We start from the raw sequence: 23,305 nt of genomic DNA, 5'->3' as shown, positions 1-23,305 counted from the left end.
CAGACGCTATGGCATCCGCCCAGAAGAAACGCGCAGATCGAGTGCTCTCGTTCCGCATGCGCATCGGATTGACCATGATCCTGGTCATGCTGCTCGTCCTCGGTGGCCGGCTCTTCCATGTCCAGGGGCTCGATCCCGCCGGACATGCGCAGGCGGCGGTCTCCGAGCGGCTGCGCAGCATTCCGCTGCCGGCACATCGCGGTGACATCCTTGACGCTGACGGTCGTGTGCTGGCGACCTCCGTGGATCGCTATGACCTCGTCGCGGACCAGGCGGTGGTGGGTGATTTCGTGCGCTACGACGAGACCACGAAGCTCCGCGAAGAGGTGCCGGTCGAGACCGGGATCTCCGAGCTCAGCGAAGTCCTGGACATGGAGGTCGAGGAGCTCACCGAGCTCGTCGTCGGCGAGGACCGCTACTCCGTCGTGGCTCGGTCGCTGACGCCGGAGCAGAGCGCGGCGGCCACTGAGATCGGCATCCCGGGGGTGTACGCCGAGCCGGTCTCCGAGCGCAGCTACCCCTCCGGAGCGGTGGCCGGCTCGATCATCGGTTTCATGGGCGACGACGGTCCTCTCGAGGGCATCGAGGCGGCCCAGGATGAGGCGCTCAGCGGCACAGACGGCGAGCGGATCTTTGAGGTGGGCGGCGACGGCATCCGCATCCCGATCGCCACCTTCGAGGAGCTCCCCGCCGAGGACGGCCAGGATATCCGGCTGACCGTTGACCAGGACCTGCAGTGGTTCGCTCAGGAAGCGATCGCGGAGAAGTCCCACCAGTACAACGCGGCGTGGGGCAACGCCACGGTGCTGGACCTCAAGTCCGGGGAGATTCTGGCCATGGCCGACTCCGAGACCGTGGACCCCGAAGAGCCCGGAGCCACCGACGAGCTCTTTCGCCGTCCTTTGGCCCTGACCCAGGCCTTCGAGCCTGGTTCCACGGGCAAGGCGATCACCTTCGCGGCCGCCCTTGAAGAGGGCACGCTCAACCCGACCGACAGCTTCCAGGTGGACAACCGCTATGAGGAGGGTGGACAGACGATCAGCGACGCCACTGACCACCCCACCCTCGACATGACCGCGGCCGGAATCTTCGCACGCTCCTACAACACCGGCACCGTGATGATCGGCGGTGAGGTTCCGCAGGAGACCCGCTATGACTATATGAAGCGGGTCGGCATCGGAGAGCCCATCGACATCGGCGTCGGTGCCGAGACCAGCGGCCAGCTTCGACCCCCGGAGGAATGGGATGCACGCCAGCACCTGACCACCCAGTTCGGCCAGGGGTACACCACTTCGGTGCTGCACAACATGCAGACCTTCCAGACCATCATGAACGGCGGCGTCAGCGTTCCGCTGCGAGTCATCGACTCCTATGTCGACGCCGACGGCACCGAACACCCTGCCGACACCGGAGAAGAGGAGCGGATCTTCTCGGAGGAGACCTCCGAGGAGATGCTGCGCATGTTTGAAGGCGTGGTGGACTACGGAACCGGCAGCGAGGCCGCGATTGCGGGGTACCGTGTCGGAGGCAAGACCGGCATCGCAGAGGCCGCCGGCGCGAGCGGCGGATTCGACGGGCACACCCAGACCTTCATCGGCGCCGCCCCGCTGGATGACCCGCAGTATCTGGTCTCGGTCACCGTTCACCGTCCCCAGGGGTACTGGAAGGACTGGGAAGTCACGGACACGTTCCGTGAGATCATGTCCTACGTGCTTAGCAGTTATGACGTTGCGCCCGCTGGGGCGGAGAGCCAGGCCTATGACGGCTTCACCGGTGACAACCAGGATCAGCCCTGGTGAGCGGGGATGCCGCAGCGCTGAGCATGGCCCAGCAGGACCGGGTCTTCCGGCCGCATGGGGTCACCGGCGCCTCCGTGGAGGAGCTGGTCGCCGAGCTCACGCGCACCGGCTACGACCCACTGGTGACTCCGGTCGGCCGAACGGCCGGTGAGATCCCGCTCACCGGTGCCGCCATGGACCCGAAGACCGTCGGGCCGGGAGACCTCTTCGTCGCCGTGGCCGGATCTCGCGCCCACGGCGCCGATTTCATCGCCACTGCGATGGCCGCAGGCGCGGCCGCAGTGCTCACCGATGACGCCGGCGCCGACAAGATCCGCGAGATCGCCGATTACCGCATTCCGGTGATCCAGGTGTCTCGCGTGCGCGATGCCGCGGGCCCCTCCGCCGCACTGATCTACGGCAACTCCTCCACCTCAGGCCCGGCGCTCTTCGGCGTCACCGGAACCAACGGGAAGACGACCACCACATACTTTCTGCGCTCCCTGCTCGACGCCGTGCTGCGGCGTCACGGGCAGTCCACGGGACTGATCGGCACGATCGAGATCGCAGCCGGCGAGGCGACCATCCCCTCCAAGCTGACCACCCCCGAAGCGGTGCAGCTGCACAGCCTGATGGCGCTCTTCCGCGAAAGCGGCATCACCGCCGCTGCGATGGAGGTCTCCTCCCATGCGATCTCCTACCAGCGCACGTCGGGGCTGTTCTACAACGTCGCGGGATTCACCAACCTGACACAGGACCACCTGGACCTCCACGGCTCCATGGAACAGTACTTCGAGGCCAAGGCCGCGCTCTTTGCACGCAGCCGCACCCGCAGCAGCGTGATCATCGTCGATGACGCCTGGGGTCTGCGCATGGCCGATGCCGCCACCGGTCACGTGGTACAGCTCGCCACGGCCGATGAGCCGGCGGTCAGCGCCGACTGGGTCGTCACGGAGGTGACAGCAGAGGCGCTCGGGAGCAGCTTCACCCTCGTCCAGCGGCGCACCGGGGAGACGATCCGCTGCCGCACCGGACTTCCGGGTCGGTTCAACGTCTCCAACGCCGCCCTGGCGGCGGTCATGGTGCTCACCGCGCAGGAGACGGGTGAGCTCCGCGTCGCGCGCGAGGAGGTCATCACTGCGCTCGAACACGCAGACCCCTTCACCATCAGCGTTCCCGGACGCATGCAGGTCATCGGCACCGCACCCGCCGCCATCGTCGACTTCGCACATAATCCCGATGCCATGATCCGCACGCTGGAGGCCGCCGCCAGCACCTCACAAGGCAGGACGATCCTGGTCATCGGGGCCGCGGGAGAGCGCGACAGCGCCAAGCGCCCCCTGATGGGGGCGATCGCCGTGCGCATGGCCGATCACGTCATCATCAGCGACGACGACCCGCATGGCGAGGACCCGAGCCAGATCCGCGCCGCGCTGATCGAGGGTGCGCGCACCGCCCTGGACGAGGAGGGCCTGGACGCCACATTGGAGGAGATCACCCCGCGGCTGGACGCGATCACCCGTGCCGTGGAGGTCGCAGAAGCCGAGGACACCATCATCCTTGCCGGACGAGGCCACGAGGTGCACCAAGACTTCGGGGGGACCAAGCACCCGATCGATGACCGGGTCGAACTGGCCCGAGCCCTGCGACGGCGCGGCTTTCCCACCGCGCCAGACGCTCCGGTCACCGCTGAGACCGCGGATCCCGCGAACCTCTCCCCGTCAGAGACAGCCGCAGAAGGAGGCCACACCGCATGATCAAGCTCTCAGCACATGACATCGCCGAGATCACCTCTGGGACCCTCCGCGGAGTAAACGAGGCGACCGCGTTGCTGGTCACCCACGCAGACACTGATTCCCGCGCCATGAGAGCCGACGCGCTCTTCATCGCCAAGCCCGGAGAACACACCGACGGGCATCACTTCATCGACGCCGCGATCGAAGCAGGCGCCGCGCTCGTCCTGGCTGAGCGCCCCACCGACGACCCCTCCGGCACCGCCCACCCTGCGGTGATCGTCGATGACGTCGTCGTCGCGATGGGAAGACTCGCCGCGGCGATCCTGGAGAGGATCCGCGCGCACTCACCGACCACCGTCATCGGCATCACCGGCTCAGCGGGCAAGACCACCACCAAAGATCTGCTCCGCGCGCTGCTCGAGCCGGAAGGGCCCACTGTGGCCCCACAAGGCTCCTACAACAGCGAGGTCGGGGTTCCGCTGACGATCTTCACCGCAGAGCTCGATACCCGGTATGTCGTGGTCGAGATGGGTGCCGATGCTCCCGGCAACGTCCGGGATCTGGCCGAGATGGTGCGCCCCGACATCGGAGCCGTGCTGATGGTCGGTTCTGCTCACGCAGGCAAGTTCGGCGGGGCCGACAAGATCGCTGCGGTGAAGCAGGAGCTCGTCGAAGCGATCCCCCAGCAGGGCCACGTCGTCCTCAACCGCGACGACGCTCAGGTGTCCGGCATGGCCGCCGTCGCCCAAGCGCCCATCACCTGGTTCTCCAGCACCGAAGATTCCCTTCCTGCGGCGGATTCCGCCGTGGCGGAGAACTCCTCCCGCAGCCAGGGACAGGCCGCGCCGGATCAGCTCGGCGCTCTCGGTCTGAGCCTGGACGAGGACGGACACCCCCGCTTCACGCTGCGGTTCTCCGAGACGGGCGAGGAGTTCACCGTCCTCTCCGGTCTCACCGGCGGACATCACATCTCGAACCTGTTGGCTGCGGCCGCCTGTGCGTATCGCGCCGGACTCGTCCCAGCAGACATCGCTGCGCGCTTGGACGGTCTCGGACCCGTGAGCCGCTGGCGGATGGAACGCACCGAACGCGCCGACGGCGTCACACTGATCAACGATGCCTATAACGCCAACCCCGAATCCATGCGCGAAGCCCTGCGCACGCTGGCCATGATCACCCGACCGGGGAAGGGGCAGCCCGCCCGACGCTCCGTCGCCGTGCTCGGGGCCATGCTCGAACTCGGCGACGTCTCGATCCCCAAGCACACCCAGCTCGGGGAGACCGTGGTGCGGCTGAACATCGACAAGACGCTGGTTGTGGGCGAGGCGGCGTACCCGCTCTATCGCGGGGCCATCGCTGAGGGCAGCTGGGGCTCCGAGGTGCAATGGGTCGCCACCATCGAAGAGGCGGAAGCCTACCTGGACGCGGAGCTGGTGCCCGGGGACGTCGTGCTGTTCAAATCCTCCAACAGCGCAGGACTTAGACTTCTGGGTGACCGAATCGCCGCGAAGGAAGGGGCCCTGTGATTGCTGTAGTCATCGGTGCCGTCCTGGGCCTGGGACTCACCCTCGCCGGGACACCGCTGTTCATCCGTTTCCTGGTGAAACGGGGGTACGGACAGTTCATCCGTGACGACGGCCCCACCACGCACCACGTCAAGCGCGGCACTCCCACCATGGGTGGCGCCGTGATTCTGATCGCAGTGCTCGTGGCGTACTTCGCAACCCACCTGATCCTGGGGCTCACCGGAGGCACCGGAGGCCCGACCGTCTCGGGGCTGTTGCTTCTGCTGCTCATGGTCGGCATGGGGCTCGTGGGCTTCGCCGATGACTTCGCCAAGATCAGCAAGAAGCAGTCTCTCGGTCTGACGCCCTGGCGGAAGATCGCTGGTCAGGGAGCCATCGGCATCCTCTTCGGGGTGCTGGCCCTGAGCTTCCCTGACTCAGACGGGCTGACGCCTGGCTCCACGAGCATCTCCTTCGTCCGCGAGACGGTGCTCGACCTCGGGTTCGCAGGTCCAGTGATCGGGCTGATCCTGTTCATCATCTGGGCGAACCTCATCATCACCGCCACCACGAATGGGGTGAACCTCACCGACGGGCTGGACGGACTCGCCGCAGCCGCCACGGCGATGGTGACAGCGGCCTACACGATCATCTCGATCTGGCAGTACAACCAGTCCTGCGGCGGATCGACCAGTGCCGTGGAGGGCGTCTGCTACCAGGTCCGAGATCCCATGGACATGGCGATGATCGCCGCCATCATCACCGGCGCGCTGATCGGCTTCCTCTGGTGGAACACCTCCCCAGCCAAGATCTTCATGGGGGACACCGGCTCCCTGGCACTGGGCGGCGCCCTGGCAGGTTTCGCCATCCTGACCCACACCCAGCTGCTCTTCGTCATCCTGGGCGGGCTCTTCGTGCTCATCACCCTCTCGGTCATCATCCAGGTCGGCTATTTCAAGCTCTCCGGCGGCAAGCGTGTCTTCCTGATGGCTCCGCTGCAGCACCACTTTGAGCTCAAGGGCTGGGCCGAGGTCACCGTTGTGGTCCGCTTCTGGATCATCGGTGCCCTGGCCGTCGGCATCGGGCTGGCCCTGTTCTATGGAGAATGGGTGATCTTCCAGTGACCTCGAACACACCCGACTCAGCTGCTGAACGAGCGGAGGGCGCCGAGCCCGCTCGTGCGCCGCAGATCCGCCCCGACCTTCGTGGCTGGGACGCCGGGTGGCCCGGACTGCGCGCGGTCGTGACCGGTCTCGGCGTGTCCGGCTTCGCCGCCGCAGACACGCTCGCCGAGCTCGGCGCGCGCGTCGTCGTCGTCGATGGGTCCGACGGGCGCAAGAAGCGGCGCGAAGCCGAGACGCTGCGACTGGTGGGCGTCGAGGACGTGCTGCTGGGCGAGGAGCACCTCTCCGCGATTCCGCTCGTCGGGGGAGAGCCCGCCGAGGTCATCGTCACCTCTCCAGGCTGGCGCCCGGATTCCGAGCTGATCGCGCAGGCCCGCGCCGAGTCGATTCCGGTCTGGTCCGAGGTCGAGCTGGCCTGGCGGCTAGGAGCCCGACCGGGCGCGAAGGACCCGCAGTGGCTCGTGCTCACCGGCACCAACGGCAAGACCACCACTGTCACGCTGCTGGAGTCCATGCTCACGCGCGACGGGCAGCGCGCCATCGCCTGCGGCAACATCGGAATTCCGGTGCTCGACGCCATCCGCGATCCCGAGGGTTACGACAGCCTGGCCGTGGAGCTCTCCAGCTTCCAGCTCGAGTACACCGAGCTGCTCTCTCCGCTGGCTTCCGCCGTGCTCAACATCGCCGAGGACCATGTGGACTGGCACGGCAGCTTCACCGAGTATCGCGCGGCCAAGGCGAAGATCTTCGAAAACACCGAACTGGCCTGCGTCTACAACGCGGACCAGCAACTCACCGAAGACATGGTCGCCGAGGCGGACGTGCGCGAGGGCTGCCGAGCGATCGGCTTCACCACGGGCGCCCCCGCACGATCGATGCTCGGCGTGGTGGATGACCTGCTGGTGGACCGGGCGTTCTTGGACAACCGCGCACACCAGGCACTGGAGTTGGCCTCACTGTCCGACTTCGGACCGCTGGCCCCGCAGCACCTGGTCGCGAACGCCCTGGCCGCCGCTGCGCTCGCGCGCGCGGCAGGGGCCTCACCGGAAGCGATCCGCGCAGCCATCCAGGCCTACGAGGCCGGAGATCATCGCATCCAACCGGTGGCGAAGGCCGACGACGTGCTGTGGATCAATGACTCCAAGGCCACCAACCCGCATGCCGCCGCCGCCTCGCTGCGCAGCTTCACCGATGTCATCTGGATCGCCGGGGGGCTGCCCAAGGGGGTCCTCTACGACGACCTGATCACCGAGATCGCGCCACGGCTGCGTCAGGTGATCCTCATCGGCACCGACTCCTCCCAGCTGAGGTCCAGCCTGGAGCGACACGCGCCGGGAGTCCCGGTGATCGGCGGACGCCTGCGAGAGGATGAGCACGGCAGCGAGATCGACGCGGTGCTCGCCGGGACAGACGGGGTCCGCGCGATGCGCGCGGCCGTGACCGAGGCCGCGAAGGTGCTCGCACCGCACCACACGGTCCTCATGGCCCCGGCGGCCGCATCGATGGACCAGTTCGCCTCCTATGCTGCACGAGGCGAGGCATTCATCGACGCTGTGGCGGACCTGATGACCGACTGACGCTGAGGTGGTCTCCCTCCGGGAGCATCCACCAGGAGGAGGACTGCATGGACAAGCGGAGACCTCGCGTCCCAGCCTCCCCCGAGAACAGCCGCCCCCGGCTGCGCGTGGTGGAAGACGAGACCACGGCATCGGAAGGTACAGCGCCGAAAACCGCAGCACCGAAGACCGCAGCGTCGAAGACCGCAGCGTCGAAAACCGCGGCACCGGCCGTCCGAGACCCTGAGGCGGCGCCGCCCTCACGCGCCGCCGAGCGGCAGGCACCGACGGCCGATCGCGCCACCTCGCGCCGAGACCGGATCCACCGGTTCTGGCAGTTCGCCGAGGAGGGCAATCCCTACACCACCTTCTGGCTGCTGCTCGGTTCGGCCCTGGCGCTGACCGTCTTTGGTCTGGTCATGGTGCTCTCAGCCACCGCGGTCGAAGCTGTGGGCACCGTGGATGGTGCCTATGGCGTCTTCCTGCGTCAGCTCACCTGGGCGGGGATCGGCCTGATCAGCATGTTCGTGGTCGCCTTCATGCCCCGCGGCTGGCTCAAGAAGCTCGCCTGGCCCGGGATGGTAGTCGGTGTGCTCGGACTCGCGCTCGTGCTCACTCCGCTGGGCTATGAAGTTCAGGGCAACCGGAACCAGATCCGTATCGGCGGCTTCAACGGCCAGCCCGCCGAGCTGGCGAAGATCGCGCTCTGCCTGTGGACCGGCGTCGTGCTCGCCCGCAAGGGCCCTCGTGTGCGCGAACTCCAACACACGATCGTCCCGGTGCTCATGCCCGGTGCGGCACTGATCTTCGCCTTCATCCTCTGGGGACGTGACCTGGGAACCGCCCTGGTCTTCGGCTTCTTCCTTGCGGCCATGCTCTTCGTCTCCGGGACCAAGGCGCGCTACTTCTTCTTCGCCGGAGCCACCGGCGCCGTCGGTGCGGTGCTGCTCGCGCTCATGAGCCCGAACCGCACCGTCCGCATCCAGGCCTGGCTCGGCATCAACGATGCCTGCAGCCTGCCGCAGGACTTCTGCTACCAATCGCAGCAGGGTCTCTACGCGTTGGCCTCGGGCGGTTTCTGGGGGGTCGGACTGGGGCAGTCTCGGCAGAAGTGGAACTACATCCCTGAGGCAGAGAACGACTTCATCTTCACCATCCTGGGGGAGGAGCTGGGACTGCTCGGCGCGCTTACGGTGCTTCTGCTCTTCGCGACCCTCGCGCTGGGAATGTTCCGGGTGGCGTCGCGCTCCACCGAGACTTGGGTCAAGATCACCACGGTGGGCATCATGGCCTGGGTAATCGGGCAGACCTTCATCAACCTCGCCATGGTCACGGGCCTGCTGCCGGTGATCGGCGTACCGCTGCCGTTCATTTCCTACGGCGGCTCCGCCTTGACGGCGAATCTCATCGCCGTCGGGGTGGTGATGAACTTCGCGCAGACCCAGCGCATCGAGGCGCGGGAACGTGTCGCGGGGTCCCGGGCATCCGGCGGAAAGCGCGCCAAAGGGTCCAAGCGGTCCACGTCTGCGAAGGGCGCTGGCGTGAAGTCCCGCCGCAAACCTGCAACAGTATGATTCGCGCACCATGGCCCCAGCGGCTGCACCGAGCTTCAGGAGTATGAGACACAGATGAGCACACCTTCAGTGGTTCTCGCCGGCGGAGGAACCGCCGGACACGTCAGCCCGCTGCTGGCCGTGGCGCGCGCCGTCGAGCGCCTCGTCCCTGAGGCCCGGCTGAGCATCATCGGCACCGCCGCGGGCCTGGAGACCAGGCTCGTGCCCGAGGCCGGCTACCGGCTGCGCACCATCGAGAAGGTCCCCATGCCGCGGCGTCCCACCCGGGACATGCTGCAGTTCCCCGCCCGCTTCGGCCAGGCCGTCCGCGACGCCGCCGAGATCCTGCGCAGCGAAGAGGCCGATGTCGTGATGGGGGTCGGTGGATACGTCTGCACCCCGGTGTACGTGGCGGCCCGACGGCTGGGCATCCCTGTGGTCCTGCATGAGGCGAATGCGCGCCCGGGCCTGGCGAACAAGCTCGGGCACCGGTTCGCGACCTTCACCGGAGTGGCCTACGAAGGCACGCCGCTCAAGGGCGCAGAGTGGGTCGGCATGCCCATGTCCCGAGAGATCTCCCAGCTGGACCGGCGCACAGCCCGGACCGAGGCGCTGCAGAGTCTCGGCCTGGACCCGGAGAAGGTGACGCTCGTGGTGACGGGCGGCTCCTCGGGTGCGCTCTCGCTGAATCGTTCGATCCAGGATGCGTTGAGCGATGTGCTGGGCACCGGCGCCCAGGTGCTGCACCTGACCGGGCGGGACAAGGCCATCACCGACGACTTCGGGACGCTCCTGGAGCTGCCCGGGTATCACCAGCGCGAGTACCTCGACTCGATGCAGCTGGCCTACGCCGCCGCCGATCTGATCATCGCCCGCTCAGGCGCAGCCACCGTCAGCGAGGTGGCCGCGGTCGGGCTTCCCGCCGTGTTCGTCCCGCTGCCGGTGGGCAACGGCGAGCAGGAGCTCAACGCCCGGGAGCTCGTCGCGGCCGGTGGCGCGCTGCTGGTCAAGGACGAACACTTCAACAAGTCCTGGATCCGCCGCAACGTCCTGCCGCTGCTCGAGGACCGGAGCCTGCTGGAGACCATGGAGCAGCAGTCGGCGACGCGCGGAATCACCGACGCCGACGAGCGCATGGCCCGGGCCACGCTGCGCGCCGCAGGTCACGAGTTCGACGATGCGGAGGCAGGTCAGTGACGTCTCCGCGCACGCATGCCGCCGAGTCGCCGAAGGAACCCTCGGAGGTCGCCGCGCGCCTTGGACACGTCCATTTTCTCGGACTTGCAGGAGTCGGCGTCTCAGCCGTCGCGCGCCTCATGGCCGCCGACGGTGTGCCCATCTCCGGCACCGACGCCAAGGAGCTGCCGGTGCTCGAGGAGTTCCGCCGCGCCGGGGCGGCGGTCCACGTGGGCTACAGCGCAGAGAACCTCGCCGAGGCCGAGCGGCAGATCGGGCGACCCATCAGCACCGTGATCGCCTCCTCCATCGCGGCCGCGGGCAACCCCGAATACGACGAGGCGCTGCGCCGGGGCTTGCCGGTGCTGCATCGCTCCGAGGGCCTGGCCGCACTGATGCGGTCCCGCCGCTCCGTGGCCGTGGCAGGGACGCATGGGAAGACCACCACCTCCTCGATGGCCACCGTGCTCCTGGAGCAGGCAGGGCTCTCGCCCACCTTCGCCGTGGGCGCCAATGTGGCGGGCATGGGGGTCAACGCCGCGCTGGGATCCGGAGAGTGGTTCATCGCCGAGGCCGACGAGTCTGACGGTTCACTGCTGAACTACGCCCCCGAGATCGGTGTGGTCACCAACGTGGAGCCGGATCACCTGGACCACTACGGCACCGCTGAAGCCGTGGAGCAGGTCTTCGTCGATTTCACCGAGCGCATCAGCGACGGCGGTCATCTGGTCCTCTGCGCCGATGATCTCGGTGCACGCACGCTCTTGGAGTCGGTGCGTGCACCGCTGACCGCGCGCGGAGTGACCATCACCAGCTATGGGACCGCCGCCCAGGCCGATCTTCGGCTCTCCGAGCTGAGCCCCGCCGGGGGAACGATCTCCACCGGCTCAGCCTCGGCGCCGCTTCGCCTGGGCGTGCCCGGTCTGCACAACCAGCTCAACGCGTTGGCCGCGATCGCCGTCGGTCTGCATGCCGGGCTCAGCCTTCAGGCCAGCGCAGAGGCCATCTCCCACTTCCAGGGGACCTCCCGGCGCTTCGAGCTGCGAGGCGAGTTCGACGGCGTGCGCGTCTACGACGACTACGCCCACCACCCCACGGAGGTCTCCGCCGTGCTGGCGGCTGCCCGGTCCTCACTCACCGAGCCCGGGGCGCGGGTGCATGTGATCTTCCAGCCCCATCTGTTCACCCGCACCGCTGCCTTCGCGGAGGAGTTCGGGCAGGCCCTGACCGCGGCGGACACCGTCGCCGTGCTCGAGATCTACCCCGCACGGGAAGAGCCGATCGAAGGCGTCACCGCCGAGCTGCTGGGGCACCCCGTGCTCAGCGCCGCCGATGCTGTGGCGACCGTGGTCGGCGCGGCCGAGCCCGGTGACATGATCATGACCCTGGGAGCAGGAGATGTGACGGCGCTCGGCGCCGACGTCCTCGCTGCCCTTCAGGCGCTGCGATGAGGCTGCGGTTTCGCCGCACCGCCGCGCTCGACCAGGACCGGGAGACCACAGAGGCTGTGGCTGCCCAGGGCGCATCGGGCGAGGATCAGAACGAGACGCCGCTGGATTTTCCCGAACCGGCAGCTGTCACCAGCCGACGGCGACGCCGCCGCGCAGCCCTCGCGGCGCTGATCACCCTGGCGGTGCTGCTGGGACTCGTGGCGATGTTGTACTTCTCGCCGCTGCTGGCGCTGCGCACCATCACTGTGGAGGACAACGACCTGCTCACCGGGGATCGTGCCCAGGAGCTGCTCGAACCGCTGCGCGGCACTCCGCTGCCACAGGTCAGCGAGGCTGACGTGAGCATGCTGCTGCAGGACGAGCTCGCCGTCGCCGAGGTCGTCGTCGCAGCGAAGCTTCCCGAAGGACTTCAGGTCCGGGTGATCGAACACCCGCCCGTGGCGGAGGTCCACGTGGGGGAGGAGATCCACTTCTACAGCCAGGAGGGTGAGGTGATCAGAGTCTTCGAGGACTGGGAGCGCCCGGACGCCCAGGGTTATGCGACTCCCGAGATCTCCGCCGAGGCCGCACTGCAGAACGAGTCGGTGTTCAAGACGATCGTCTCGGTGCTGGGTCAGCTGCCCGAGGGTGCCCGCGACGAGCTGGACTCGGCCACTGCGGAGTCACGTGACAGCGTGCAGCTTCAGCTCGCGGACGGGCGCACGGTGGTCTGGGGCAGTGACGATCGCGGAGCCGAGAAGGCGGCGGTCCTCGAGGCGATCCTCAGCTCAGAGGCGGAGGACTTCGGCTCTGCCGATGTCCTCGACATCTCCACTCCGAGCGCGCCGGTGACGCGGTAGCCGTGACCGACGCGTAGGGTGAGAGGAACGAACGGACCCACCGTGACCGGTCCTCATCCGAGGTCCTCTAAGGTTCAAGTAAAGCTTGAACGTTGCTGTGGGTTCGCAGGCAACAGAACAATGTCTTAGGTACGGAGGCTCCCGTCCGCTGAAGAGCCGCTGCGACGTCTCGGACTGCCGCCCATGACCGAACCGATGTACCCGCGAATGACATCGGCACGATCAGGCGGTCCGCGACGGGTGAAGACAGTGAGGAGTCGCGCTGCGGCTTCTGCAGCGACGGGGGCCTTCGTGCATCTGAGACCAGAGACGAGCAAGGGACACACAACGTGGCATCACCCAATAACTACCTGGCCGTGATCAAGGTCGTCGGCATCGGTGGAGGCGGCGTCAACGCCGTCAATCGCATGATCGACGTCGGTCTGCGTGGCGTTGAATTCATCGCCATCAACACTGACGCCCAGGCGCTGCTCATGAGCGACGCCGACGTGAAGCTCGACGTCGGGCGTGAGCTGACCCGTGGACTGGGCGCCGGTGCCAACCCGGAGGTCGGGCGGCAGGCCGCAGAGGATCACTCCGAGGAGATCGAAGAGGTCATTCGCGGCGCTGACATGGTGTTCGTCACGGCAGGCGAAGGTGGCGGCACCGGCACCGGCGGAGCCCCCGTGGTGGCCCGCATCGCTCGTTCCCTGGGCGCCCTCACCATTGGCGTGGTCACCCGCCCCTTCACCTTCGAGGGCCGCCGACGCGCGGGCTCCGCAGAAGAGGGCATCGAGCAGCTGCGCGACGAGGTCGACACGCTCATCGTGATTCCCAACGACCGCCTGCTCTCCATCTCGGACAAGAACGTCTCAGTCCTCGACGCCTTCCGCTCCGCCGACCAGGTGCTGCTCTCCGGTGTGCAGGGCATCACCGATCTGATCACCACTCCGGGCCTGATCAACCTCGACTTCGCCGACGTGAAGTCGGTGATGCAGGGCGCCGGTTCGGCCCTGATGGGCATCGGCTCGGCCAACGGCGAGGACCGCGCCGTGAAGGCGGCGGAGCTGGCCATCGCATCACCGCTGCTGGAGGCCTCCATCGACGGAGCCCACGGCGTGCTGCTGTCCATCCAGGGCGGTTCTGACCTGGGCCTCTTCGAGATCAATGAGGCAGCTCGACTCGTGCAGGAGGTCGCCCACCCGGAGGCGAACATCATCTTCGGTGCGGTCATCGACGACGCACTCGGCGATGAGGCTCGGGTGACCGTGATCGCGGCAGGCTTCGACCAGGTCGACGCCACCTCACGCCCCGCGCAGCCGCTGCAGAACCAGGCGCCCGCCCGCAGCGTGGGCTCCGCAGCTCCCGCCGCTCGCACGGCACCGCCGGTGCCGGGAACCGTTCCGATCGCCGCACAGAACGCCGGATCTCAGGACACCGCTCCGCAGCAGCGGGTGGATCCCGCCCGCCGTCGTTCCGAGAACGATGAGCAGCAGGACATCCCGGACATCGTGGAGTCGGACTACAACGGTGGTCGCAATGACGACCTCGATGTGCCTGACTTCCTGAAGTGACTCCGCCCCCCGTCTCCGCAGCAACGCCCTCACCCTTCTGGTGGCGGCAGAGCATCGGTGGCGGGGTGCACCTCGCCTTCACCTCAGTGGAGGCGGGAAACCTGGCCCGACATGTCGGGCCCCAGCAGGACGTCGAGACGCATCGGCTCAGACTTCAGGAGGCGATGGGCGTTCCCGCAGGGTCGCTTCGCTTCCTGGACCAGGTCCACTCGGCCCAGGTGCTAGACGCCGGTGACCTCGCAGCCGCAGTGCCGCCACCACCGAACGATGGACCCTCGGTGACGCCTCTGACGGAAGACCCCGCGACCGCCCCCACCGGCGATGCCTGGGTCTGCTCCGACGGATCCGTTCCACTGGCGATCATGGTCGCCGACTGTCTTCCGGTCCTGCTCGTGGGCCACCTCGATCGGCACGACCCGCAGACTGCCCCGGTGACGGCCGCAGCCCACGCGGGACGTCCTGGACTTCTGGCCGGAGTCCTGGAGAACACCGTCGCCGCAATGCGGGACCGCGGCGCCGTCGCCATCACCGCCTGGATCGGCCCCGGCGCCTGCGGGAGCTGCTACGAGATCCCCGACGAGATGGTCGCCGAGCTCGCCGCCGATCGACCCGCCCTCGCGGCCACCACCAGCTGGGGGACCAGCGCCCTGGATCTGCGCGCAGAGGCTGAGCAGGTGCTGGCCCAGGCTGGGGTCACGGTGGCGCCGCTCGTCGGCTGCACACTGGAAGACCCCTCCCTGTTCTCGCACCGCCGCGACCCCGGGCAGGGTCGGTTCGCCGGACTGATTTGGATGGACCCGGTGACCCCCTCCTCCCGCTGAGCCCGGCTGTCGTGAACCCCGCACTCTCGATAGGCTTCCGATCGTGGACACCAGCGGACCCAGCCAGAGATTACGCAGCGCAGCACGGCGACTCGCCCTGACAGGGGAGGACCCACGCAGCCAGGAACTCGCGGAGAACCTCGCCTCGGTCCATGAGCGCATCGACCAGGCCATGAACGCGGCGGGCCGGTCCGATCGTCCCGCGCTGATCGTCGTCACGAAATTCTTCCCGGCGGCCGATGTCGCACGGCTCTATCGCCTCGGTGTGCGAGACGTCGGCGAGAACCGCGACCAGGAGGCCGCAGCGAAGGCTGCAGAGGTCCGCGCGCTGCTCAGCGCGGAGAATTCGGCGGAACCAGCGGCGGCTGGGCAGGACCTGCATTGGCACTTCATCGGCCAGCTGCAGTCGAACAAGGCCAAGTCGGTCGTGGGCTACGCCGATCACCTGCATTCAGTGGACCGTGCTTCCCTGATCAAGGCACTGACCAAGACCGTTGAAGCGCGCTCGGCAGCTGAGGTCACATGTCTGATCCAGGTGGACCTGCGCGACCCGCTTCCCGCCGACGGCAGGGGAGGCGCTGCTCCTGAGGACATCAGCACCCTTGCTGACGCACTCGAAGAGGCGCCCGGGCTCAGACTGGGCGGTCTGATGGCTGTGGCTCCGCTCGAGGAGCCCCCGGCGCCGGCCTTCGCGCGGCTGCAGGGGCTCTCGGAGACGCTGCGGACGCGCCGACCGGAGGCCGACATGATCTCCGCCGGAATGAGCGGCGATCTCGAGGCCGCCGTCGCCCACGGCGCGACACACCTGCGGGTTGGCAGAGATGTCCTCGGTGAGCGTCCGCTTCAGCGATAGTCTCGGAATCGCGCAGTGACATCACAACCTTCCCCCTCAGGAGAATCCTCATGGCCGGTGCCTTCAAGAAGACCATGATCTACCTCGGCCTGGCCGACGGAGACGACTACAGCGAGGACCACTTCACCAAGGAGCCCTCGAGCACGACGCAGAGCACCCAGGGTTCCACTGCGGATTCTGCCCCGATCAGCCGCGGAGGATCCGCTTCGGCGACCTCTGTGCGCGAAGCCCCCACCTCGACCAGCGCCACCTCGACCGCCGCAGGCCGCGGAAGCGAAGTCGTGTCACTGGGTGTAGCTTCCGAACACACCGAGACCACCAACCATGCAGGCCAGTACAACAGCTCCAACTTGGCGGTGGATCCGGATTACCGCGCTCCGGTGACCCCGATCAAGCGAGCTCCCTCATCCCGGGATGAAAGTTCACCGATGCGAAAAATCACCACTGTCCACCCGCGCTCCTACAACGACGCGAAGGTCATCGGAGAGTCCTTCCGGGACAGCATCCCGGTGATCATGAACGTCACCGATATGGGAGAGGCCGAGGCCAAGCGCCTCGTCGACTTCTCCGCCGGCCTCGTCTTCGGCATGGGTGGGTCGATCGAGCGTGTGACGAACAAGGTGTTCCTGCTCACCCCGAAGAACGTCGAGGTGCTGGCTGAAGAGCGAGCCGCCGCAGAGACGCCGTCCTCGGCCCAGTTCTTCAACCAGAGCTGAACCAAGTACTGTTTTCAGCTGTGGATCTCTTTACTGCGCCCCTGTACCTGCTGCTGACCATCTACCAGTTCGCGCTGGTGATCCGGATCATCTTCGACCTGACTCAGCAGTATGCCCGCAGCTGGCGACCCAAGGGCTTTGCGCTGATGCTCGCCGTCGGCGTGTATTCCATCACTGACCCGCCGATCCGGTGGATTCAGCGCAAGGTTCCTCCGTTGAATCTGGGCGGGGTCTCCCTGGACATGGGTTTCCTGCTGGTGTTCCTGGCCATCGTGATCGCCAAGATGGTGCTGCGCGGCTTCGCCTGAGCACTCCGCCCTGCTGCACGGCGGCGCCGGGCGTCTCCTGCTGAAAGCCCGGCTTGAAGGTTGAAGTCGAGGGCCGTCAGACGCAGTGGGTATGCTGGCCGTTGACCCAAAGACCAGCTTCACAGCTTCCCCAGCCACTCGATGAGGTGACACCGCATGGCCCTGACTCCTGACGATCTCCTGAACAAGGAATTCCCCGAGACCAAGTTCCGTCCCGGTTACGACAAGGACGAGGTCGACGACTTCCTCGATGAGGTCGTCGTCGAATGGCGACGACTGACCCAGGAGAACGAGGATCTCACCGCCAAGGTCGCGGCCCTCGAAGAGCAGCTTGAGGAGAACCCGGCAAACCTTGAGCCGGATGAGCTCAAGGACGCCGGACTCTCCGGATACGCCGGCACCAGCTCCACGATGACCGGCTCGATCGACCGGATCAGCGATGAGCCGGAGCTGAAGGCCGATTCGGCCGCCACCGCGTACCCCGAGTACGAACTGGGCACCCGTCCCGCCCAGGAGCGGCCTCAGGAGTCCGCCGGGACAGACCACGCGGCCTCGGCCACCGGTGTGCTGGCCATGGCGCAGAAGCTGCACGACCAGTACGTCTCCGAGGGCGAGCAGACCCGCGCGGCCTACATCGCTGAGGGTGAGTCCAAGCGAGCAGAGTACCTGGCAGAAGGTGAACAGACCCGCGAGGCCTACATCGCCGAGGGCACGCAGACCCGCGAGGCCTACATCGCTGAAGGTGAGTCCACGCGCGCCGAGTACATCGCCGAGGGCGAGAACCGCCGCGATGAGCTGATCAGTGCTGCAGAGAGCACCCACGCACAGCTGCTGGCGGAGGCCGAGCGTCGCCGGAATGAGATCGTCACCGACGCTGAGACGCGCGCCGAGAACATGATCGAAGAGGCCGAGCTCACCTCCACACGCACGCTCAACGCGCTGGAGCGCAAGAAGGCGGACCTCGAGTCCAAGGTCGGGGAGCTCACCAGCTTCGAACGCGACTACCGCGCCCGGCTCAAGGACTACATCGAGGGCCAGCTCGCGGACCTGAACAGCCGCGGCTCCATCGAGAAGGAAGCCACCGGCGCCTGACCCTCTCCCTGGGAGTCAGGGGCGTTCGCAGGGCACCCGGCCTGTAGAATCCAACGGTGTCTGAACAGCCTGCTCCCGTCCATCAGCGGTCCACGCAAACCCCGTCACGCCGAACTGCCATCCTGGTGGCAGCGGCACTGGCAGTGTTCGCCTGGGCCGTTGATCAGTTAACGAAGATCTGGGTCGAATCCACGATGACGCTGGGGGAGCAGACCGAGGTCCTTCCTCCCGTGCTCTTCTGGCGATATCACCTCAACCCCGGCGCCGCCTTCTCCATGGGCACCGACCACACGTGGATCTTCACCCTGATCATGTGTCTGGTGCTGGGATACGTCGTCGTCAAGAGCCGCGCCCTCGGCGGCTCCTGGCTCTGGGCGCTGGGACTCGGCGGACTGGCCGGGGGAGTGGCCGGAAATCTGACGGACCGGATCTTCCGGGATCCTTCGCTGGGCGGCGAGGGAGTCGCCAGCTTCGGACAGGGACACGTGGTGGACTTCATCGCCGTCCCCAACTTCGCGATCTTCAACATCGCCGACTCGTTCATCGTGTGTTCGATCATCGGCATCTGCGCGATGCTGCTCTTCGGGCTGAACCTCGACGGCACTCGCGAGCAGAGCAGCAAGCGAACGGCTGAAGGGACGCCCACCGATCCCGAAGCTCCAGAAGAGAAGCAGGCATGACCGCGCAGGAGAGCTCCGCGCAGACCGCCCAGCAGGTCGACGTGCCCGAGGCACTGGACGGTTCGCGCGCCGACGCGGTGCTTGCCAGCCTCTTCGAGGTCTCCCGCACGGAGACCACCCAGTGGCTCAAGGACGGGCTGGTCACCTGGGCGCAGGACCGGACCCAGGGTCGAGCCGCAGGCCGAGCCGTGAAGAAGTCGGACAGGCTTCAGGCCGGAGCCCTGCTCAGCGTGCTGGTGCCCGAGTCGCACGACCCCCTGGAGGTGAGGATCGAAGCCGTGGAGAATATGTTCCTGCTGCACGAGGACGACGACGTCGTCGTCGTGGACAAGCCCGTCGGTGTGGCGGCGCACCCTTCGCCTGGGTGGACAGGCCCGACCGTGATCGGTGGTCTGCTGGCCGCAGGGGTGGAGATCTCCACCTCCGGAGCGCAGGAGCGCAGAGGGATCGTTCACCGGCTCGACGTCGGCACCTCCGGGGTGATGGTCGTGGCCAAGACGGAACGCGCCTACACCATGCTCAAGGATGCCTTCCGACAGCGCAGCACGAAGAAGACCTACCACGCGCTGGTCCAGGGGCTGCCCGATCCGGTGGACGGGACCATCGATGCCCCCATCGGTCGCCACCCGGGCCATGACTGGCGTTTCGCCGTGCTCGAGGGAGGGCGGGAGTCCCGCACCCATTACAAGCTCATCGAGGCGTACGGGCGCGCGAGCCTGCTCGACGTCACCCTGGAGACCGGACGCACCCATCAGATCCGCGTCCATTTCTCCGCCCTGGCGCACCCCTGTGCGGGAGACCTCACCTACGGAGCCGACCCGCAGCTGGCCGCCGAACTGGGTCTCACCCGGCAATGGCTGCACGCGGTGGAGCTCGGCTTCCACCACCCCGGAACCGGAGAATGGGTCAGCTACCGCTCTGACTATCCCGCTGACCTTGCCCAGGCCCTCACACTCTTGGAGAACGGCTGACCATGGCTGCCACTGGCGACTTCGTCCACCTGCACAATCACACCGAATACTCGATGCTCGACGGGGCCGCGAAGATCGGTGAGCTCTTCGAACAGACCCAGAACCTCGGCATGCCCGCCGTAGCCACCACCGATCATGGGTTCCTCTTCGGCGCCTACGAGTTCTGGAAGACCGCACAGAACTACGACGTGAAGCCGATCATCGGGCTGGAGGCCTATCTGTCTCCCGGCACGCACCGCTCGAACCGCACCCGCGTGAAATGGGGCGACGGGGTCATCGGAGAGAAGGACGTCTCCGGCGGAGGCGCTTACACGCATATGACCATGTGGGCGGAGAACACCACCGGAATGCACAACCTCTTCCGGATGGGCTCGAAGGCCTCCCTGGAGGGCTACTTCTATAAGCCGCGCATGGACCGCGAACTGCTGCAGACCTACGGCAAAGGGATCATCGCCACCACCGGCTGCCCCTCCGGGGAGATCCAGACCCGGCTGCACCTGGGTCAGTACGAGGAGGCGAAGAAGGCCGCCGGGGAGTACCAGGACCTCTTCGGGCGGGAGAACTTCTACTGCGAGCTCATGGACCATGGGCTGGACATCGAGCGGAAGGTCAAACAGGACCTGATCAAGCTCGCCCGCGAGCTGAACATGCCCATGGTCGCGACCAATGACCTGCACTACACGCACCAGCATGATCACAAGGCCCACGGCGCGCTGCTGTGTGTGCAGTCCAACTCCACCCTGGATGACCCGAACCGGTTCAAGTTCGGCTCCGAGGAGTTCTACCTCAAGTCCGCCGCGGAGATGCGTGATCTCTTCCGCGACTTCCCCGAGGCCTGCGACAACACCCTGGCCATCGCCGAGCGCTGCCAGGTGGAGTTCAACGAGTCGGCCTCCTATATGCCCCGATTCCCGGTGCCTGATGGCGAGTCTGAGGAGTCCTGGTTCGTCCAGGAGGTCGAGAGGGGCCTGCACTACCGGTTCCCGAACGGCATCCCCGACGAGGTCCGCAGGCAGGCCGAGTACGAGATCGGTGTCATCACCCAGATGGGCTTCCCGGGCTACTTCCTGGTCGTGGCCGACTTCATCACCTGGGCCAAGGAGCAGGGCATCCGAGTGGGTCCCGGACGCGGCTCGGGCCCGGGTTCCATGGTCGCCTTCGCGATGCGCATCACCGACCTCAACCCGCTGCAGCACGGCCTGATCTTCGAGCGCTTCCTGAACCCCGACCGCGTCTCCATGCCCGACTTCGACGTCGACTTCGATGACCGTCGCCGCTCCGAGGTCATCCAGTACGTGGTGAACAAGTACGGCGACGAACGCGTGGCCATGATCGTCACCTACGGCACGATCAAGTCCAAGCAGGCGCTGAAGGACTCTGCCCGCGTCATGGGGGAGCCCTTCTCCACCGGCGATCAGCTGACCAAGAAGATGCCGCCTGATGCCATGGGCAAGCCGATGCCGCTGGGCGACATCTACGAATCGAAGTCGCCTCGCTACTCCGAAGCTTCCGAGATGCGCGAGTTCCTCGACTCGGACCCGCGGATGAAGGAGATCTTCGACCTCGCCTCCGGACTTGAGGGCCTCAAGCGCCAGTGGGGTGTGCACGCGGCGGGCGTGATCATGTCCAGCGATCCGCTGATCGACATCATCCCGATCATGAAGCGCGAGCAGGACGGCGCGATCATCACGCAGTTCGACTACCCGATCTGCGAAAACCTGGGTCTGATCAAGATGGACTTCCTGGGTCTGCGCAACCTCACGATCATCTCCGACTGTCTGGAGAACATCCAGCTCAACAAGGGCATCGAGCTCGACCTGGAGAACCTCGAGCTGACCGACCGCGCCGCGTACGACCTGCTCGCCCGAGGCGACACGTTGGGCGTCTTCCAGCTCGACGGCGGCGGCATGCGCTCGCTGCTGCGATTGATGCGCCCGGACAACTTCGAAGACATCTCCGCAGCCCTGGCGCTGTACCGCCCAGGACCCATGGGCGCGAACTCACACACCAACTATGCGCTGCGCAAGAACGGGCACCAGGACGTCAGTCCGATCCACCCGGAGCTGGAGGAGCCGCTGCGCGAGATCCTGGGCACCACGCACGGGCTGATCGTCTACCAGGAGCAGGTGATGGCGATCGCGCAGAAGGTGGCCGGCTACTCGCTGGGCCAGGCCGACATCCTGCGCCGCGCCATGGGCAAGAAGAAGAAGTCCGAGCTGGACAAGCAGTATGTGAACTTCTCCTCCGGCATGGAGGAGCACGGATACTCCGCGGCGGCGATCAAGGCGCTCTGGGACGTGCTGCTGCCCTTCTCCGACTACGCCTTCAACAAGGCGCACACCGCCGCCTACGGACTCATCGCGTACTGGACCGCCTACCTCAAGGCCAACTATCCGGCCGAGTACCTGGCGGCCCTGCTCACCTCGGTGGGTGAGAACCGCGACAAGCTCGCGCTCTACCTCTCCGAGTGCCGCCGCATGGGCGTCACCGTCACCTCCCCGAGCATCAACGAATCCGCGCTGACCTTCACCCCGGTGGGCGACGACACGATCCGTTTCGGCATGGGCGCGGTGCGCAATGTGGGCTCCAACGTGGTCGCCGGCATGGTTTCGGCGCGTGAGGAGAAGGGCCCCTACGAGACGTTCGCCGACTTCCTCAAGAAGGTCCCGATGCAGGTGTGCAATAAGCGCACCATCGAATCGCTGATCAAGGCCGGGGGATTCGACGAGCTGGGTCATACCCGTCGGGCCCTCGTGACCATCCACGAACAGGCCATCGACCAGGCGATCTCGGAGAAGAAGGGTTCGCAGGCCTACGAGACGGACCTCTTCGGCAGCGCGGATATGGAGCTGGGGGATTCCCTCTCGGTCAGCGTTCCTGACCTGCCCGAATGGGAGAAGATGGACAAGCTCTCCTTTGAGCGCGAGATGCTCGGGCTCTACGTCTCGGACCACCCGCTGCAGGGACTCGAGCGGGTGCTCGCCCACCACGCCGACCGCTCGATCAGCTCGGTGATGGGGGAGGACGGGCCGGCCGACGGCGCCGGGATCACCATCGCCGGAATGATTACCTCGTTGCAGCGGCGCGTCGCCAAGTCCTCGGGCAACCCCTATGCCAGGGCCGAGATCGAGGACATGGCGGGCACCATCGAGGTGATGTTCTTCGGCAAGACCTATCAGGCGGTGTCGATGATCCTGGCCGAAGACCTGGTCGTCTCGGTGAAGGGGCAGATCGATCGTCGCGAGGACGGCAGCGTCACGCTCAAGGCGATGGACGTCGTCGTGCCGGAGATCAACGAGGACGGCAACGCCGGTCCCGTCGTCGTCTCAGTCTCCGCGCAGCGTGCCTCGGAACGCCTGGTCACCGAGCTGGGCAGGACGCTCAGGGCCCATCGCGGCACCAGCGACGTCCACGTCCGGCTGCTCTCCGGAGACCGCATCGAGGTCATGAGGCTGGGCCACGAGTATCAGGTGAGCCCCTCACCGGCATTGTTCGGTGATCTGAAGGTCCTGCTCGGACCGGGATGCCTCGAGCTGTGAGCCGTGAGGCGCAGGAGAAGGCCGTAGCCACAACATCTTGTGGTGGATGATTTG

The 23,305-nt window shown here is 66.8% G+C and carries 18 protein-coding genes; all 18 read left to right on the top strand.

From position 1 onward, the window contains the following. Positions 1–8: 8 nt before the first annotated feature. The 18 genes from IY716_RS03380 (at position 9) to dnaE (ending at position 23,251) form a co-directional block, all read left to right on the top strand. On the top strand, positions 9–1,799 hold the full coding sequence (locus IY716_RS03380; protein WP_218220186.1) for a penicillin-binding protein 2: 1,791 nt from the start codon (positions 9–11) through the stop codon (positions 1,797–1,799). Further along, on the top strand, positions 1,796–3,535 hold the full coding sequence (locus IY716_RS03375) for a UDP-N-acetylmuramoyl-L-alanyl-D-glutamate--2,6-diaminopimelate ligase (protein ID WP_369699576.1): 1,740 nt from the start codon (positions 1,796–1,798) through the stop codon (positions 3,533–3,535). The genes IY716_RS03380 and IY716_RS03375 overlap by 4 nt, the downstream gene beginning before the upstream one ends. Then, a complete protein-coding gene (gene murF, locus IY716_RS03370; protein WP_218220185.1) occupies positions 3,532–5,040 on the top strand; it encodes a UDP-N-acetylmuramoyl-tripeptide--D-alanyl-D-alanine ligase in 1,509 nt (502 codons plus the stop codon). The genes IY716_RS03375 and murF overlap by 4 nt, the downstream gene beginning before the upstream one ends. Beyond that, the gene (mraY, locus tag IY716_RS03365) at positions 5,037–6,143 is read left to right on the top strand and encodes a phospho-N-acetylmuramoyl-pentapeptide-transferase (RefSeq protein ID WP_218220184.1); all 1,107 of its coding nucleotides are present in this window, start codon (positions 5,037–5,039) and stop codon (positions 6,141–6,143) included. The genes murF and mraY overlap by 4 nt, the downstream gene beginning before the upstream one ends. Then, on the top strand, positions 6,125–7,720 hold the full coding sequence (murD, locus tag IY716_RS03360; protein ID WP_218220183.1) for a UDP-N-acetylmuramoyl-L-alanine--D-glutamate ligase: 1,596 nt from the start codon (positions 6,125–6,127) through the stop codon (positions 7,718–7,720). Before mraY ends, murD begins: the two co-directional genes overlap by 19 nt. A gap of 47 nt (positions 7,721–7,767) precedes the next feature. Further along, positions 7,768–9,273, top strand: coding sequence for an FtsW/RodA/SpoVE family cell cycle protein (locus tag IY716_RS03355; protein WP_218220182.1), 1,506 nt, complete (start codon positions 7,768–7,770; stop codon positions 9,271–9,273). Positions 9,274–9,327: 54 nt separating this feature from the next. Next, on the top strand, positions 9,328–10,449 hold the full coding sequence (gene murG, locus IY716_RS03350; protein ID WP_218220181.1) for an undecaprenyldiphospho-muramoylpentapeptide beta-N-acetylglucosaminyltransferase: 1,122 nt from the start codon (positions 9,328–9,330) through the stop codon (positions 10,447–10,449). Further along, on the top strand, positions 10,446–11,879 hold the full coding sequence (gene murC / locus IY716_RS03345) for a UDP-N-acetylmuramate--L-alanine ligase (protein ID WP_218220180.1): 1,434 nt from the start codon (positions 10,446–10,448) through the stop codon (positions 11,877–11,879). The genes murG and murC overlap by 4 nt, the downstream gene beginning before the upstream one ends. After that, positions 11,876–12,718, top strand: coding sequence for a cell division protein FtsQ/DivIB (locus IY716_RS03340; protein WP_218220179.1), 843 nt, complete (start codon positions 11,876–11,878; stop codon positions 12,716–12,718). Before murC ends, IY716_RS03340 begins: the two co-directional genes overlap by 4 nt. 329 nt (positions 12,719–13,047) lie before the next feature. Continuing rightward, positions 13,048–14,271, top strand: coding sequence for a cell division protein FtsZ (gene ftsZ / locus IY716_RS03335; protein ID WP_218220178.1), 1,224 nt, complete (start codon positions 13,048–13,050; stop codon positions 14,269–14,271). Continuing rightward, entirely contained in the window at positions 14,268–15,092 is an 825-nt protein-coding gene (locus IY716_RS03330; RefSeq protein WP_218220177.1) for a polyphenol oxidase family protein, read from the top strand. The genes ftsZ and IY716_RS03330 overlap by 4 nt, the downstream gene beginning before the upstream one ends. A 43-nt stretch (positions 15,093–15,135) precedes the next feature. Beyond that, a complete protein-coding gene (locus IY716_RS03325) occupies positions 15,136–15,945 on the top strand; it encodes a YggS family pyridoxal phosphate-dependent enzyme (protein ID WP_369699575.1) in 810 nt (269 codons plus the stop codon). Between the two features lie 50 nt (positions 15,946–15,995). After that, positions 15,996–16,661 carry a cell division protein SepF gene (locus tag IY716_RS13970; protein ID WP_369699574.1) on the top strand — a complete coding sequence of 222 codons (666 nt, stop codon included), beginning with the start codon at positions 15,996–15,998 and terminating at the stop codon, positions 16,659–16,661. Positions 16,662–16,681: 20 nt separating this feature from the next. Next, the gene (locus IY716_RS03315; RefSeq protein WP_218220176.1) at positions 16,682–16,969 is read left to right on the top strand and encodes a YggT family protein; all 288 of its coding nucleotides are present in this window, start codon (positions 16,682–16,684) and stop codon (positions 16,967–16,969) included. Positions 16,970–17,125: 156 nt separating this feature from the next. After that, complete coding sequence (locus IY716_RS03310; protein WP_218220175.1) at positions 17,126–18,061, top strand: DivIVA domain-containing protein; 936 nt, start codon at positions 17,126–17,128, stop codon at positions 18,059–18,061. A 56-nt stretch (positions 18,062–18,117) separates the two neighbouring features. Beyond that, positions 18,118–18,741 (top strand): signal peptidase II, encoded by a 624-nt coding sequence (locus IY716_RS03305; RefSeq protein WP_369699573.1) that lies wholly within the window; start codon positions 18,118–18,120, stop codon positions 18,739–18,741. Further along, positions 18,738–19,712: an RluA family pseudouridine synthase gene (locus tag IY716_RS03300; RefSeq protein WP_218220174.1), complete on the top strand. Its 975-nt coding sequence runs from the start codon at positions 18,738–18,740 to the stop codon at positions 19,710–19,712. Before IY716_RS03305 ends, IY716_RS03300 begins: the two co-directional genes overlap by 4 nt. Before the next feature lie 2 nt (positions 19,713–19,714). Beyond that, complete coding sequence (gene dnaE / locus IY716_RS03295; RefSeq protein ID WP_218220173.1) at positions 19,715–23,251, top strand: DNA polymerase III subunit alpha; 3,537 nt, start codon at positions 19,715–19,717, stop codon at positions 23,249–23,251. The last annotated feature ends 54 nt before the right edge of the window (positions 23,252–23,305 follow it).

This window comes from Nesterenkonia sp. Act20, from assembly GCF_019173455.1.
Taxonomy (GTDB): Bacteria; Actinomycetota; Actinomycetes; order Actinomycetales; family Micrococcaceae; genus Nesterenkonia.
Note: the sequence above shows the minus strand (reverse complement) of the source record. Positions and strands in the feature narration are given on the sequence as shown.